This is a genomic window from Phormidesmis sp. 146-12 (genome assembly GCF_052939495.1).
Genome location: NZ_JBJPHS010000003.1, coordinates 26,015 through 42,312 on the forward strand (window position 1 = coordinate 26,015; position 16,298 = coordinate 42,312).

12 protein-coding genes are annotated in these 16,298 nt (G+C 49.1%); 8 read left to right on the forward strand and 4 right to left on the reverse strand.

What is annotated here, in order from left to right; genetic code table 11:
- The first annotated feature begins 109 nt into the window (after positions 1-109).
- Positions 110-5,038 (forward strand): DUF5724 domain-containing protein, encoded by a 4,929-nt coding sequence (locus ACKFKF_RS02120; protein ID WP_446866163.1) that lies wholly within the window; start codon positions 110-112, stop codon positions 5,036-5,038.
- 139 nt (positions 5,039-5,177) lie between these two features.
- On the opposite strand, the gene gorA is transcribed toward ACKFKF_RS02120, so the two are convergent.
- Positions 5,178-6,509, reverse strand: a complete 1,332-nt coding sequence (gorA, locus tag ACKFKF_RS02125) for a glutathione-disulfide reductase (protein ID WP_446866164.1) — start codon at positions 6,507-6,509, stop codon at positions 5,178-5,180.
- Between the two features lie 194 nt (positions 6,510-6,703).
- On the opposite strand from gorA, the gene ACKFKF_RS02130 reads away from it, so the two are divergent.
- The 7 genes from ACKFKF_RS02130 to ACKFKF_RS02160 all read left to right on the forward strand — a co-directional run bounded on the left by ACKFKF_RS02130 (position 6,704) and on the right by ACKFKF_RS02160 (position 12,191).
- Complete coding sequence (locus ACKFKF_RS02130) at positions 6,704-6,919, forward strand: DUF2945 domain-containing protein (RefSeq protein ID WP_446866165.1); 216 nt, start codon at positions 6,704-6,706, stop codon at positions 6,917-6,919.
- Positions 6,920-6,921: 2 nt separating this feature from the next.
- Entirely contained in the window at positions 6,922-7,260 is a 339-nt protein-coding gene (locus ACKFKF_RS02135; protein ID WP_446866166.1) for a DUF3140 domain-containing protein, read from the forward strand.
- A gap of 16 nt (positions 7,261-7,276) precedes the next feature.
- Positions 7,277-8,233 carry a UV DNA damage repair endonuclease UvsE gene (gene uvsE, locus ACKFKF_RS02140; RefSeq protein ID WP_446866167.1) on the forward strand — a complete coding sequence of 319 codons (957 nt, stop codon included), beginning with the start codon at positions 7,277-7,279 and terminating at the stop codon, positions 8,231-8,233.
- Between the two features lie 171 nt (positions 8,234-8,404).
- Complete coding sequence (locus tag ACKFKF_RS02145; protein ID WP_446866168.1) at positions 8,405-9,034, forward strand: DUF1294 domain-containing protein; 630 nt, start codon at positions 8,405-8,407, stop codon at positions 9,032-9,034.
- Positions 9,035-9,182: 148 nt separating this feature from the next.
- A complete protein-coding gene (locus tag ACKFKF_RS02150) occupies positions 9,183-10,310 on the forward strand; it encodes an iron-containing redox enzyme family protein (protein WP_446866169.1) in 1,128 nt (375 codons plus the stop codon).
- A 75-nt stretch (positions 10,311-10,385) separates the two neighbouring features.
- Positions 10,386-11,129: an SAM-dependent methyltransferase gene (locus ACKFKF_RS02155; RefSeq protein WP_446866170.1), complete on the forward strand. Its 744-nt coding sequence runs from the start codon at positions 10,386-10,388 to the stop codon at positions 11,127-11,129.
- A 237-nt stretch (positions 11,130-11,366) separates the two neighbouring features.
- Positions 11,367-12,191 carry a glycosyltransferase family 2 protein gene (locus tag ACKFKF_RS02160; protein ID WP_446866171.1) on the forward strand — a complete coding sequence of 275 codons (825 nt, stop codon included), beginning with the start codon at positions 11,367-11,369 and terminating at the stop codon, positions 12,189-12,191.
- 435 nt (positions 12,192-12,626) lie between these two features.
- On the opposite strand, the gene ACKFKF_RS02165 is transcribed toward ACKFKF_RS02160, so the two are convergent.
- The 3 genes from ACKFKF_RS02165 to ACKFKF_RS02175 form a co-directional block, all read right to left on the reverse strand.
- Entirely contained in the window at positions 12,627-13,595 is a 969-nt protein-coding gene (locus ACKFKF_RS02165) for a hypothetical protein (protein WP_446866173.1), read from the reverse strand.
- Between the two features lie 244 nt (positions 13,596-13,839).
- On the reverse strand, positions 13,840-15,297 hold the full coding sequence (locus ACKFKF_RS02170; RefSeq protein ID WP_446866174.1) for a serine hydrolase: 1,458 nt from the start codon (positions 15,295-15,297) through the stop codon (positions 13,840-13,842).
- A gap of 211 nt (positions 15,298-15,508) precedes the next feature.
- Positions 15,509-16,297, reverse strand: coding sequence for an RNA methyltransferase (locus tag ACKFKF_RS02175; protein ID WP_446866175.1), 789 nt, complete (start codon positions 16,295-16,297; stop codon positions 15,509-15,511).
- Position 16,298: the final 1 nt, after the last annotated feature.

Below are 16,298 nucleotides of genomic sequence, written 5' to 3' on the forward strand. Positions count from 1 at the left end.
GTTTAGAACGATCAAACCTGGAGGCACTTCAGTAGGGTGACGATCGCTCTATTTTGGGCTTAATTAGGGTGAATAACGGCGGGTCAAGAATTTGTTGAGGAATTAAAGAATGCTGAATCGCGAAGTTGCACAGGCTCAGTTACAAGCAGTTTATGTAGCAGATTGGCGATCGCAGCGTATTCAACAATTGAGTGATCTTGACGAACGGCTGCGATCGATAGGCTATGCCATTCTCGGTTATGGGTCTGACGGACAGCGATCGGACGACCATCAGTTCTATCAAGTTCGAGAACAATCGCGACGACAGTTAGATCAATTTACGCCCAGCGATCGTCTGCAAATTTTCAACATTCTCTTTCCCAGGTTTGGCTCGATCGTCGAATCTGCGTGGCAACTGATCGCACAATTACCTTATCGATCGGGCTACAGTCGGCGATCATTTCGCGCCCCAAACCATGCTGAATACAGTGCAGACAAGCGACAAAGTTGGTTGCAACAACTGATTGATGTTGTAGAAGGCCATGACCAGGATTTGGAGTGGTTTGCTGCCTGGGTGCCATACCTGGGCTACTATGCATCCGATGTGTTAGGAATTTTGTTTGCAGCCGCGATCGATCACACCGAAGGACAAGCCATTTTCGAGATTCTGACCGCTTCAGCCAGCGGCAATCACGACATCGGAGCAATGGGACGGCATGTGACTCGTGCGCTACTGGTTGCCAATCGAGCCGATGGCTGGGACTTTATCGAACGCTTACTCCTCGCCGCCCAACGACAAGAAGGCTTGCGACAAACCATTTTGGAGACGATCGACGAAGCTCACCCGATCGCCTTTCAGCGAATGTTGCGATTGATTCTGGAGCAAAATCTAATTCGGTTTAGCGCCACAATTCGCGCGGTGGATGTCTGGTTTGGGTTCGGTTTGGAGTCACTCAACGAAAAACTCGCCAAACAACTGATCGCCCAAGTGCTGGATCTGCTCGAAAGTTTGGATGCTCGATCTGCCGCCCTGGAAAGTGAAGACCCGCAGCTAGTTTGTTTAGCCCTGTGGTCAGCCGGATTTGGGGATGCCGTGGCTGCGATCGACCTTGCCGTACCGCTGCTCAACCATCCCCAAGCCACTCATCGATTTGTTGCGGTGCATTTTTTAGCTCAACTAGAGATCGCGCCAGCCAGAATGAGCCTATTGTCGGCGGTGAACGATCGTGATTTGCAGGTGGCGACAACTGTGGTGCAAGCGCTTTCTCACACGGGAGATACAGACATTCATCAGTCTGACTTGTTTGAGCGGTTAGAACAAGCCTTACCCAACTTTCCGATTAAGCCCAAAACGCAGTCGATCGTCTGGGAATGGGTGACGCTCGAATCCAGCCAAAATCTAGTCGCCTCAGCGCTGATCCAAAATTTGGGAACGCGATCGCCCAAGCGACTCATTGCTTATCTGCCACTGCTTGACACTTATGAACGAGCCAATGTTGCTGGATTGTTGGCTGAGGTCAAACCCTGGGACAGTGAAATTCGGGCGGCGCTGTTTGATCTGGTCGGGGATGCCAGCAGCTATGTGAGAGAACAGGTGATTCGGCTTCTACAAGCGTGCACGATCGTTCCCTTAGAAAGCACCCAGTTAGAACACCTGCTCACCCGTCAAGCCAGCGATCTGCGGCGAGGAATTTTGGGCTTGCTGTTGAGTCAATCGGATGAAGCGGCGATCGCCTCCGCAGAACGGTTACTCACTGCCAAACAAGCCCCTCAACGTCAAGCCGGACTCGAACTTCTGCGCGAACTGGTACAGCGAAATCGTCTGCTCGATCGCGCCCAAAGTTTGGCAACTGACTATCAGACCCGTCGATCGAAGCTCACGCTCACCGAAACGCAATTACTTACAGGCATTTTGCAATCCGAAACCGAAGCCACGCTGACAGACGCTTTGGGACTGGTGCAGCCTGCCGATTTGACAGCGATCGCGCCTCCCCAGGTGATGAAGCCTGTTGCGATCGCGACCCTCCCCGCTCTGAATTGTTTGCTGGCATTGGATGACCTGATCCACGAGCATCACCAAACACCCGTAAAAGTCGAGCAAGAAGAAGAACTCCTCGGCAACCTGAACTGGAACTTTCCCCGCTTCTATTCAAAGCTGTCGCGAGAGGAGAATCTGGAACGATTGCCATTGAGTGATGTTTGGCTTAACTGGTGGCGCGATCGGTCTGAGACGCTGCGCGATGCCGATGGGCTGGAGTTGATTCGAGCGATCGCCCCTCGATTTGACTACCGCTCAGATCCGTACACGTCAGAAGTCGCCAAGTTGAGTGATGAATCCAGCCTGGTGGATCGAGTTGTTGCTGACCTGCAAGCCCACACGGGACAAACTCCGCCATCACTACGATATCCGTCGCAAATCAATCTCATCATTGCATGGCTGCTTTATCTACATCCGCCGACTCAAGTCTTTGACTATTGCCTGGACGCGATCGCCACCCTGCTCGACACGATTCCCTTGACGCAACTGAAGAATGATCCCCAGTGGGAACACAGTTCAAGCTATTGGGGAGCCAAGCGACAGGTCAGCGATTTTATTGGCTACTGGATTAATTTCGCTCGACATTATCAATCTGATGGGGAGTCCGATCGCATTCGCTGGTGGCATCTAGTACGCTGGGTCGATCGCTTTTTGCCCAGTTACCAAGGAACCGTAACGCTGTGGGATGTATTCGACGCTTACCAGCTTGGCGGGGCAATAGAGGCGGATGTGATGTTTTACCTGTTGGGCGCTGAAGACCGTTCTACCGATGCCATTCAACAATCAGGCAATGCTGCCGAAGCAAAAGCCAATCTCAGAAAGTCGTTTCCGGCGCTGTCAGATCTGACTCGTCGCACTGTCATCGAAACCTACACCGCCCATCCTTTCTTATTGGAACTGGCCGATCGGGCCCGTCAGCGAATTCTAGCAATCGAACTCCAGCGCGGTGATTTGCCAACAGCCGCTTCTCAAGCAGCACGAGCGCTCAAGTCCGTTGTGGGAATGTCTACTGTCATCCAACTGATTCAAGCCTTCGATCGCAATAAGCTGGTACGCCACTACGCCTACAACAGTCTCAGCAAAGCCTCCGTGTTTAGTCATCTGATGCGAGTCAGCTTTCCGGCCCCAGATGACACCCCAGCCGAATTCTCTCAGCGCGTTCAATCCGCCCAAATCAAGCCAGAAAATCTAATCCAATTTGCCTTTTATGCGCCGCAGTGGGTTCACTATATCGAACACGCGATCGACTGTCCCGGATTTGCCGAAGCGGTCTGGTGGTTTCATGCCCACACCAAAGACAACGGTTGGAGCGTTGAGCCAGAAGTTCGCGAAACCTGGGTGGCCCAAATTAGCGAACGAACTCCGCTGTCGGCTCAAAGTCTAGTCGAGGGGGCGGTCGATGTCGAATGGTTTCATCGCCTCTACAAACTGCTCAAGTCCGATCGCTGGAACCAACTCTACGAAGCCGCCCAATATGCCTCAAGTGGAGCCGGACACCAGCGCGCCAAGCTGTTTGCAGATGCGATGTTGGGCAATCTAGAGTCCCAAACGCTACGCGATCGCATTACCACTAAGCGCCATCAGGATGCCGTCCGAGCGTTGGGATTGTTGCCGCTGCCAAAGGGGAAAAAGCGCGATCGTGAGATGCTCGATCGTTACCAACTGCTCCAAGAATTTCTGCGTACCAGCAAAAAGTTTGGCTCTCAGCGACAGGCCAGCGAAAAGTTAGCCGTCTCGATCGGACTCGAAAACCTGGCACGTACCGCAGGCTTTGTCGATCCCCAGCGACTCCAATGGGCTATGGAAGCGCAAGCGATCGCCGATCTCGTGGATCAAGCTCAAGTTGTGACGATCGATCAAGTCAGCGTCAGTCTCGCCATTACGGTTGAAGGTGCGCCAGAAATCACGGTGACGAAACAAGGAAAACCGCTTAAAGCCATTCCTGCCAAGCTCAAAAAACAGCCTGAAATTCAAGTCCTCACCGCTCGCAAGCAAGAAATCACCCAACAAGCTTCTCGGATTCGGATTTCGCTAGAGCAGGCGATGTGTCGAGGCGATCGCTTTACTGCAACAGAGTTAATTCAACTCGCAAAGCATCCGGTCTTATTCCCCCTGTTGAGTCAGCTTGTGTTGATGGGCGATGCTGAAATTGGCTATCTCGTCAATCAAGGAACCGCCCTGAAAAATCACAGTCAAATCGTCACCCCGATCGCCTCCACTCAGTTGAGAATTGCCCATCCCCATGATTTGTTAATGACTCAGGAATGGCATTTGTGGCAGCAAGATTGTTTTGGCAGCGATCGAGTGCAACCCTTCAAGCAAATCTTTCGAGAACTCTACGTTCCCACGACTGCCGAGCAGCCAGAATCGATGTCTCGTCGCTACGAAGGTCATCAAGTCAACCCAAAACAGGCGTTGGCGCTGTGGGGTCAGCGGGGCTGGATCGCGACTCCCGAAGTCGGCGTTCGACGGACATTTCACACTGAGGGACTGATTGCTGAAGTCGATTTTCTCAACGGATTTTACACGCCGCTAGAAGTCGAAGGATTGACGATCGAGGGCGTTCGATTTTACCGTCGCGACGAATGGAAGCCAATTGAGTTAACCGAAGTGCCGCCTCGTCTATTTAGCGAAGTGATGCGCGATCTTGATTTAGTCGTGAGTGTGGCCCATCAAGGCGGAGTCAATCCCGAAGCAACGGCCTCCACAGTTGAGATGCGATCGGCGTTAGTCCGCGAAACCTGTCGATTGTTAAAGCTTCACAATGTGCAACTCCAAAGCGCTCACGTCTTGATCGAGGGACAGTTGGGCAGCTACTCGGTGCATTTGGGCAGCGCAAACGTCCATCGTCAACCCGGCGGATCGCTCTGCATTGTACCCGTCCATTCTCAGCATCGCGGCAGGATCTTTTTGCCCTTCGTCGATCCCGATCCCAAAACGGCCGAAGTCGTCTCAAAAGTGCTGTTATTAGCGCGAGACAAAGAGATTCAAGACCCCACAATTTTAGAGCAGATTTTGTAAAGGACGTTGGACTGTAGACGGTGGACAAATCAGGGACTTTGAGCCAGAACTCTTGTCTTAAAGTCCCCCAGAATTGGGGGGTTGGGGGGTAGAAGACGCAGACAACGAAGCGAAAAAACTGGATCTAATTTACATGCAATTATGCGATCGTAAACAGTTCTTCTGCGGAGGAGGGATGAATCCCGATCGTACGATCGAAGTCTTGTTTTGTAATACCTTGCTGCATTGCTAATACAAATCCCTGAATGATCTCAGCAGCATTATCGCCAACGATGTGTAATCCAATCACTCGATCGTTCTCTTCATCGGTCACTAGCTTGATCAACATCTTGATATCTTGACCACTCAAACTGTGAAAGAGCGGCTTAAATTCTGTTTGATAGCAGCGAATTTTTCCTAATTTTTCTTGGGCTTGTGATTCGGTGAGTCCTATCGAAGCCGCTTCGGGACGCGCACAAATCGCTGACGGCACGCTGGCATAGTCTACTGTCCAGGAATAGTCGCCAAACTGAGTATCTGCAAAAGCGCGACCTTCTGAACGGGCAACAGGGGTGAGTTGTTTGCGATTGGTGCAGTCTCCCACGGCGAAGATGTGAGATTGACTGGTGCGGCTGTGAGCATCGACAGCGATCGCTTTTTGATCCATCTCCACATCCAGTTGCTCTAGTCCTAAATTCTCTAAATTGGCAGACCGCCCGATCGCACAGAGAACCGTATCGACCACGATCGTTTCACCATTAGAAAGCATTAAAGTCAGACCTTCATTAACTGGAGTGATTTTGTGGATCGTAGTATTGCAAAAATTGTGAATTCCGCGTTTTAACAAACCTTCTCGCACAGCTTGACTAACGGATTGATCAAATCCATGCAAAATGCAATCCTCTTTGTTCATTAAAAAAACTTCAGATCCAAATCCGCGCAGCACACTCGCAAATTCAACACCAATGTAGCCAGCCCCCAACATTGCAACTCGTTTGGGTAACTGCTTGAGGTTAAACATTTGGTCAGAAGTTAGCGCATGTTCAATACCCGGAATGTCCGGTTTGATTGGCTTTCCCCCTGTAGCAATGAGAATCTTGTTAGCTGTAACTTTCTGATCCGCGACTTCGATCGTGTGCAAGTCAAGCAGTTTCGCCCGACCTTGAAAAAGATTAACGTTGGCTTTGTGTAATGAGTTTTGATGGCTTTGTCGCAGACGATCGAGTTCTTGATTTCGGGCTGTCACAAAACGCTGCCAATCAAACAGAGGCGGCTCACCCTGCCACCCATAGCCTTTTGATGCCTCAAACCAGTCTGCAAAATCAGCCGCATAGACCATCAACTTTTTGGGAATGCAGCCAAGGTTTGCACAGGTGCCACCGAGATGATTCGCTTCAGCGATCGCGACGTTTGCGCCATATTTTGCGGCTCTTTTGGCAGCAGACAATCCTCCTGGCCCAGCCCCGATCACAAACAAATCATAGTCATACATGGTGCGATCGTCCTTTCACTAAATGGATGGCGGAGCGCAAAAACTTCAGCGTTTTAAAACAGCGAAGCGTGCAAAAGCCCTAAGTAATTGTCGTCTCAATTTATTCAGTCGCAAGGTCAAATCGCTACCGTCGCAAGACAGAGGTTACAGTTTGCATCCGCTTTTATTCTAGAAATGCAGTATGCAGGATCATCATGAGCGAAGAACTAAAGAAAGGCGATCGGGTCGAGTGGAACACTTCCCAAGGCACCACCGAAGGCACGATCAAAAAGAAATTAACTGAACCAACAGACTTTAAAGGACATCACTTCGACGCTTCAAAAGACAACCCCGAATACTTAGTCGAAAGTGCAAAGACGGGAAAAGAAGCGATTCATAAAGCGGATGCACTAAATAAAGTTGAGGAGTAGACATGGTTGAAGAAACAAAGACAATTGTTAATGAATTTCAGCAAGCTGTTAATATGACTGCTCGTGAGTTAGAGTCTTGGCTAAACACCGAAGAGTCTCGCAGTGTAGGACAAATTAAGGAAGGACACGAGGAATCGATCGGGCATGAATCCGGTCGTCATATTGTCGAACTTCTCCACAAAAAGCACTCTGAGTATAGCCAAGATGACTTATCTCAAATGCAGCGCGTCATCAGCTATGTACATCGTCACTCTGCTCAAAAGCCATCGGGTGATATTGAACATACTCGCTGGCGCTATTCGTTAATGAACTGGGGACATGACCCACTAAAAGCTAGATAAATTGGGCAGTGAGTGGATGATAACGCCTCAATTAGGATTGGTTTGCATTACCGCATCGCAGGCAGTCAGGTTTAAGACGGTGACGCGCAAACGGTTGTTGCAGTTCGAGCGCGCCGAGCAAGAAACCATGTTGCGAACCCTTTATGCCGAAAATTTGCGGCGACTTGGGCGGGCGATCGACTTTTGCGATGCGAATAACATTCGTCTCTATCGCATGGGTTCTGGGCTGTTTCCATTTGCAGATGACACGATCAGCGAAGCAATCTTGCCTGAATTTGCGGATGAGATGAAACAGGTCGGCGATCGCAGTTCGGCATTGGGAATTCGATTAGTGCTGCATCCTGATCAGTTTGTGGTGTTGAGTTCCGACCGCCCTGAAGTCGTGCAAACCAGCATCAAAATTTTGGCAACTCATGCCCGTATTATGGATTTTTTGGGACTGCCGCAGTCTCCCTGGGCATTGATGAATATTCATGGTGGAAAGGGCGATCGTGGCGATCGGTTAATCAGTGTCATTCGAGATTTGCCTGATAATATTCGGCTTCGCTTGACCTTAGAAAATGATGAATATACCTACAGCAGTCAAGAGATTGGTACAATTTGTCAGGCGGCTAACATTCCCTTATTATTTGATGCTCATCATCATGTTATTCATGAAAAAGTAGATAGCTATGAAGATGCCAGCGTTGCAGAAATGTTTGCATTGGCTCGTAGCACTTGGGCGACTCCAGACTTGCAGGTTGTGCATATCTCTAACGGAGCAGACTCCTTTTTAGATCAGCGTCACAGCGATTACATCACCATCATGCCCAGCGTTTACCGTCAGGCTCCCTGGATTGAAATTGAAGCAAAACAAAAAGAGTTCGCGATTAAGAAACTACAAGATGAATGGCTTCCTTCTGATCTCAATGTGTTGCCACCTGTTAAATTACCACTTGTAGAATCGTCCGACACTTCTCAGGGAGCAGCCTAGGTTTCTGGAGATGATAATAGCCTGCGGATCAGTTGACTACATTAACCAAGTGGTCTGCAAATTAGCAGCTTTGTTGAATCAATCTAAGCGTGGTGACTTCGTGGGTCGATCGGGTAGCATAAGGGGTAATCAATGTTACAAAAATCACGCTATTGACTTCTTTGACTTCTTATGAAACTCAGTCTACGCAGTGGAAAGCTTGTAAAGTGGAAAGACGATCGTGGATTTGGTTTCATTCAACCAGATGATGGTAGCCCAGAAGTTTTTCTACATATCACTGGCCTCAAAAACGTAACTCGTCGTCCCCAAGCAAATGACACAATTTATTACTACACAGTGATTGAGTCAGATGGCAAAGCCCGTGCCTATGATGCTTTTATTTCAGGCGCACGCAGCAAACCTACTTTTTTCTCCACGTCGATCGCATCCAAGCCCAAGTTCCCAATATTCACGACATTACTGTTGTCAATTTTGCCACTGGCTGGAGCCGTTCATTTCACCTGGGTCACTCGCAATCCGCTGCCGCTCATTCTCTATCCTGTAATGAGTTTAATCACTTATTCTATGTATGTTGACGACAAAGCTCGTGCCCAACGAAGAGACCGCAGAACTCCAGAGAAAAGGCTGCATCTATGTGAGCTTGCAGGTGGTTGGCCAGGTGGCTTTGTAGCTCAGAAGAGAGTACGCCACAAAAGTCAGAAGGAGTCTTATCAGTTTACGTTTTGGACGATCGTCACAACTCATTATCTTATTTGGCTAACCTGGTTGTTTTGGGGTCAGATGGTGTGGTTCAGACGTTAGAAGGTCATAAACTAATGGGGGATCTTAGTTGATCGCACCTCAATAAACTCTGCCTTTAGGGTGACAACGCTCTCTCTCTGAAGTGGATGTATTTAGACAAATCAATCAATCAATATGTTAGAGAAAATACAAATGATCAGAGAAATACATGCAGGGCAGCTTAGTTACACGTTTGGAAAAAGAGCGAGTCATTCCTAAGCCTCTGGAGACTCAGATAGAACACAACCCTTACTACAGCGCTGAACAAGCTTTTGGCAAACTTCTGGAAGCGGAAAACCTAGACAAAAACTTACGGCGCTACACTTCGGAAGTGAGTACTTTTGAGACTGCTTTGCACGCCGCCCTGATTCAGGCTTACAACACTCAAGACGGCTCAGAGGCGGCTCATCTGTTTATTCAGCGAGTTCTCTACCGCATCAATCGTCTCAATCTCTTCTGGTATGACGACCTGAGCAATTACACAAACGAGCGATCGCCCTACCTGCACAAAATCCGCGATCAGATCGAAACCGTTTGGCAGCAGTGGGAACTCGAAAACTTTGACCTCGACGCTTACAAAACTCTGGATGTAAAGCAAGCTATTCTCGATCGCTTTGATGCTGATCTAGAACCTCCGCTTTCGTTAGATGCTCACTACATGCGCGAACAAATGACTCTGGAAGGCTATCGCTATCTGTTGGCGATCGCTTCCTTTGACGGTCTTATCGAAGCCAGTCGGCTGTCTCGCATTTTGGGCGGTGCTGCGAATGAAGTACAAGCCACTCTCACCAAAGTTTTGCTCGAAGAATACGGCAATGGTCGTCTTTCGCGCAAACACTCTACCTTCTTTGCTCAAATGTTGACCGAGCTTGGACTCAGCATTCAGCCAGAAGCCTATTTTGACCTTGTACCGTGGGAAGTGTTAGCCAGCATTAACCACAACTTTTTGCTCACCGAATGTAAGCGTTATTTTCTGCGCTACAACGGCGGTTTGGCTTACTTTGAAGTCGCTGGGCCGGCGGCTTATCACAACTATCTAGCAGCAGCAAAACGACTCAAACTGTCGGACGCTGCCATGGGCTATTGGGATTTACACATCAAAGAAGACGAGCGACACGGACGCTGGATGATTCAAAATGTCACGCTGCCGTTGATTGATATGTATCCGGCTCAAGCATGGCAAATGATTTTGGGCTACGACCAGGAAAAACTGATGGGCGATCGTGCTAGTGAGGCGGTTGTTCGAGTAATCCGTCAGGGTGAAAAAACACAGCCTTTGCCCGTGATCTCAGTTTGATAAACGGTTTTGAGGGGTAGGCATCTGGTCTGCCCTTCGTCTTTATACACACTCTTACAAAGCGAGGGTATTACCTTGACTGGAATTTTGTTGCGATCGCAGTCCACCCGCAAATCTGTTTCTGAGAAAGAAGTCTTCTTTTGTCCCGAAGAATCTCATTTCTATTCCCATTGTCTTGAGCGTCTGGTTTTTAATCACTGTGATGATGTAGATACGATCGTAGAGTTTGGCTGTGGTGATGGAACTCCGGTCATTAATTCACTTTTACGAACTAACTTTGTCGGTAAAGTTCATGGATATGAATTAAATCCTTCGGCTTCTCAGGTGGCTCAATCGAGAGTGGCTCAATATGAGTTAGATCATCAATATTTCATTCACAATCGATCGTTTTTTGAGACTCCCAGACCGACGGCTCAATATCTCATTGCCAATCCTCCTTACCTTCCTGCACCCGATAATGATATTCTCATGCCCTTGCTGTATGGCGGATTTGATGGGGCTGCCATTACCAATTCTCTATTAACGCTGGACTATCCCAACGTCATGGTGTTGGTCTCAAGCTACTCTAACCCAGTGGGCACGATCGCTCAAGGTGAAATATACAACTATAGTGTTGAAGATTTTATGATCACGCCGCTTCAATTTGGTTACTACAGTTCAGAACCAAAGGTGAAAAGTCATATTGCAGAACTTCAGGCTAATCAACAGGCCTTCTACTCAGGAAACACCTATTTTCTAGCAGGCGTATTGTTTAGAAAGCGTGATCTTTCTGACGTTGATCTGTCTAGCGAATTAACTCAAGCGATGACAGCGCTCTAGAAGTTAGTGATTCACTCATCAAATCTCTAATCGAATATCTAACGGTTCGTCGTTGAGGATCAATGATTAAACAGCCTGTAATTTTGACTGGCGGTTCAAGCCGCGCCTACCAGAACAAAGTAGACTAGAAAAGCGTCTTAACCTGCCTTCGCAGGTTTTGTTCGACTAGCCGCGAATTGATTGTCGGGTTTATTGGATTCACGATTCTAAGATTCTATTCCTCATACCATTGTTGAAATGACGATCGTTGATGTTCTCATTCCTACCTACAATCGCCCCTCAGCGTTAGCCGTCACATTAACCAGTTTGATCGCTCAATCGTTTCAGAATTTTCGCATTGTCATTTCTGATCAGACTGAGACCTTTGATGCGATCGCGGTTGGTGAAGTGCAGTCAGCATTACGAGTGTTGCGATCGCACCAGCATTCGATCGCAACCCACAGACATCTCCCGCGTCGAGGAATGGCCGAGCAGCGACAGTTTCTCCTTGACCAGGTGACTGCACCTTACGCACTGTTTCTCGACGATGACTTGATTCTAGAATCTTATGTAATTGAGCAAATGCTGACTGCAATTCAGCAAGAACGCTGTGGATTTGTCGGAAGCGCGCTGACGGGACTCAGTTTTGTCGATGACATTCGACCCCACGAGCAAGCGATCGAGTTTTGGGATGAGCCAGTTCACCCCGAAGCCTTGCAACCCGGAATGCCAGAATGGGAACGTTGGCGTCTACACAATGCTGCCAATCTTTTTCACCTACAACAGCGTCTCAACCTCGACCCTAAAAATCCTCGCAAATACCGAGTTGCTTGGGTAGGCGGTTGCGTAATGTATGACACTCAAAAACTTCGCTCTGTCGGCGGCTTTAACTTTTGGCAAGACCTACCGCTCAACCATTGTGGCGAAGATGTCATGGCCCAACAGCGAGTTATGTCCCAATATGGCGGCTGTAGTCTAATTCCATCAGGCGTTTACCATCAAGAATTACCGACTACCATTGTCGATCGCAGCGTCAATGCCCCTGTTGTATTACGCACAAAAACGACCACAAACAAAAAGTAATGATTCACAACCAACCAGCGAAGCAAGAAATTCAATAGATTGCAAATGCATGATCTAGAATTTTTCTTTTAAAGTTCCCTAGATTGAGGGGTTGTACCAAATCAATCTGTTAATGCTACAGATCCTTCGCCCCCTAAATCCCCCATTCTGGGGGACTTTGAAACCTAGAAAAGTCTTGACCTCTGGGGAACTTCTACATTCAAAGTCCCCCACTCGTGGGGGATTTAGGGGGCTGCAAGATCTGTAGCGTTCAAAGATCAATTTGGTATTGCGGGGCAGAATCTCTCAATAACGAAGTGAAGGAACTTCATCAAGCACATCAAATAGACATTAAATACAATTGGTATAAAGTAAGGGCAATTGGATCAGAAAGCTATCTTTCACCAATTGCCCTTTTAATGTTCAATACAATTTAATCTTCAATACAATCCGCTTTTAGAAGCCCTGGAAGTTATATCCAACGCCTAGCAGAATCCCGATCGCGGCTTCCCCCGTTACCGAAGCATTGACAGAAGCCGTCGCTGTAAACTGAGAACTCAAAGGCACATCGATCCCCCCAGTCAGCAACAACCCCACCTCAGCGTCATCACCCGTCGAAATCGCAACCCCAACACCCACAAAAGGAGCCGCAGCAAACCCAAGTCCTCCCGTTGGCCCTTCGCCAAAACTAAAGTCGTAGGTAACAGGCACCAAAATTGTCACATCATCGCTAAACAGCACCGAAGGACGCACAGATACCGACGGCAGCAGCCCAATTTTACTCAAGACCGCAAAGCTACCCTGTCCCAGTTCCGTGTCTCCACTACCAATGCCGATGTTGCCGCCCACTCCAATGTAGCTAGACCCCGATCGTGTCACTCGCCCCGGAGAAACTTCTGTCGTCTGAGCCGCCGGACTCGGAGTCGTTTGAGGGGTAGATTCAGGCGTTTGGATAGGTTGAGTCTGAGGAATCGATTCTACAGGGGTCTGATTTACACCAGTATTGGGCGTTGTGTTAGGCACTGTGTTAGGCACCGTGTTAGGTGTTGCATTAGGCGTTGCGTTAGGCGCAGTAATCGAGCCGGAAGGCGCTAACGTATCTGCCCCATTTGCAGGCGTGACAACACCGGGCGTTGTAGTAGTTTGAGCAGTCAGGAATGCTTGCCCTCCAGTCAACTCGCTTGCAGAAGTCGGCACCTCACCCGGAATCGGATCAGCAACTCTGCTGGCGATTTGAGCCACACTAACTTGAGCAGGTTTGTTGGATCGAACCCGCTCCCAATCAATCTCAGACTGGTTGACTGGTAAAGACTCTGTTGAGTTTGGATCTTCTGCATTCGCTCGCAGATTGCCTGTAAAAATAGCAAACGCAATGATACTAATCGGTAGGAAAACCTGTCTAAACCGAGATGAATTTAATTTCATGGTGAATGCAGCGCAGTTCCCAGCATGGGTTCCGGTAATGTTCTGAGTATCCTCCAAGCGTAGTGACCCCGATCGATCGGAGCGTCTCTCTAAAGAAGGAATATTTGAAGAGAGAAATGAGTCAGTTTTGGAACACTCAAGGATTATGAACTAAACAAAACCGTTACCTGTCGGGTGTGTTGAGTTAAGCAAAGCGCACTGCTAACTGAGAAGTGATGCGTTTCTACGTAATGTTTAGTTTGTTTTAAGGTTGAGCAATCTTCGATCGCGGCTGTACGGCCCCTTGAGGAGTCGTCCCATTTTGGTTAGAAGCGGGTTGACTAAAATACTGATACGTGATCCGAGACGCTTGACGAATCAGTTCTTCACCCTGATCATCATTTCGGGGCCGCTTCACCATGACACCAATCAGATAACGCTTACCGCTGGGCATATCCACCAGTCCAACATCGCCCGTCATGCCGCCAATATTGCCTGTTTTGTGAGCGATCGTCGCGCCTTCTCCCAGTCCACTCGGTAGTAGGGTATCGGTGACCGTTTGGCGCATGATTTCCAGCAGCCGATCGCGCGATCGCATCGACAACAATTTTCCATTACTAACTAGACCTAGCAGCAACACCAAATCTTGAGAACTACTCATATTGGTTCCTTCGACATCAGGAAGCAAATTGCGAATCGAGGTAGTCATCAAGCCCCAAGACTGAAAGCGCTGGTTAAGGGCATCTTTACCGCCGAGGCGATCGATCAGTAAATTTGTCGCGGTGTTGTCGCTGATCGTGATCATCTTGGTTGCCGTTTCTAAAGCGCTAAACTGGGTGCCCGGAGGCTGGTATTGCATATCTCCCGATTCGGTTGCTACCAGATCAGGACGCATGGTTAGCATCTCATCAAGACGAATCTTTCCCGCATCAACATCTTGAAAGAAAGCAACCAGGATAGGTAGCTTAATCGTACTGGCACAAGGAAGCGGAGTTGCCGCATTCAGGTTGAAGTAGGCGTTGGTATCTAGGTCAACGACCATCATTCCCGCGGTCAGTTGCGGCTGTTGGGCGACCAAGGTCTGAATCTGTGTTTTGAGCGGCGTGATTTCTTGCCCCAGTTGCAGCGTTGGCGTTTCTGAGACGGGCGGCGTTGGGGTGACTTCCGTCTTTTCTGAAGAAGCTCCAGCGGTGAAATGGCTGGCAGGGTCCCAAACAGACAAAATGGTTCCGGCGATCACACCCACACCCACACCCAAGATCAGCAGGCGAGTTCCATACAAAAGAGCGGCTCCCGATCGCGTTCTCGGACGAGCAGGCTTGGCCATCGGTCGAACGCTGGCCGGATGAGTGGCATAAGGCTTGGGCGACCCCTGGCGGGTATCTCGAAGAGATCGTTGGCGACGACGCAAATCAGACTGGCTTTTTTTAACAGCAGGATTGGGCTTGCGATCGCGCTTCTCAGGTCGTCTGCGGCTGGCTTCGGGGCGATCGTTCTCTGGTTTAAAGCTGGGGCGTGAAGCATCGACTGGCGGTTTTTGCAAAGAAAGGGGGGCTTTTCGGGAGGCTGGTTCAGGACGGGTACGTCGTCGAGTTTTTTGAATCGGACGCGGCTCTGGAGGCTGGCTCAAGCGTCTCGGCCGCTGGTTAACAGGACGTTGGGAAAGTCTCTCTTCTGAAGCATTGCCCTCAAAAGGCGCATTTGGATCGTTGCCATCCCGCATTTAGGTCTTCCTCTCTTTAGTCAAGCGATCGATGAATAGGCTTTGAGCCAGGTTTAACGCCTTTTGTGTGACGATTTTTTTGACGGGAACGATCGAGCGCTCCCACTAGATGTAGGGATTTTACATTGAGTTCATCAAAGTGGTCGGTTGAATAATAAACATTTGAGAAGAATTGCCAGATTGATAGCAATCCTAAATGAGTCACTCGCACTTACGATCGCGGCTTTTGAGTCTCGATCGCCCAGGCCACCTGTCTCAAAATTCCCCGCAGCAGAGCCACCTCCGTCGGAGCGGGATAAGCACGATTTAACAGTCGTCTAAATTTCTCCATGCGACTGCTGGCCGTGTGAGGATGCAGATAACCAATTTTAAGCAGCAATTCCTCAAGGTTTTGGTAGTAGCCTTCCAGGTCATCCAGTGAGGCGAGTTCTGAATTGTAAGTGGGTGTAGAAATGGATTGATTGATCGTCATTGGCTGACTGACCCACTGATAAAGCTCGTAACAACAAATGGCCACCGCTTGCGCCAGATTGAGCGACTGATAAACAGGACTTGATGGAATACAGACAAAGCGTTGTGCATATTTCAGTTCTTCGTTGCTTAAGCCTCGATCTTCAGAACCAAAGATCAAGGCCGACTGTGGTCTCTGACTTTCTTGTGACTGATCTTCTGTTATGTCTCCTAACAGCCACGGTAGGGCAGTTCTGGGATGCTCTAACGGGGTATCGACGGAGCGGGTACGAACGGTGGTGGCGATCGCTCTTTGACATCCCTTGAGCGCATCGGGCAGCGTCGGGACGATTTCTGCGGATTCCAACAGGTCGGCGGCATGGACTGCCATCTGTCGCGCCTCGGCTGACAGCGGATCACAACTGGGATTGACCAGCACCATACGTCTCAGCCCCATATTTTTGAGGATGCGCGCGATCGATCCCACATTTAGCGCCCCGGCTGGCTCCACCAAAACAATACGAATGTGAGAAAGTGCAGTTTCGCTCATC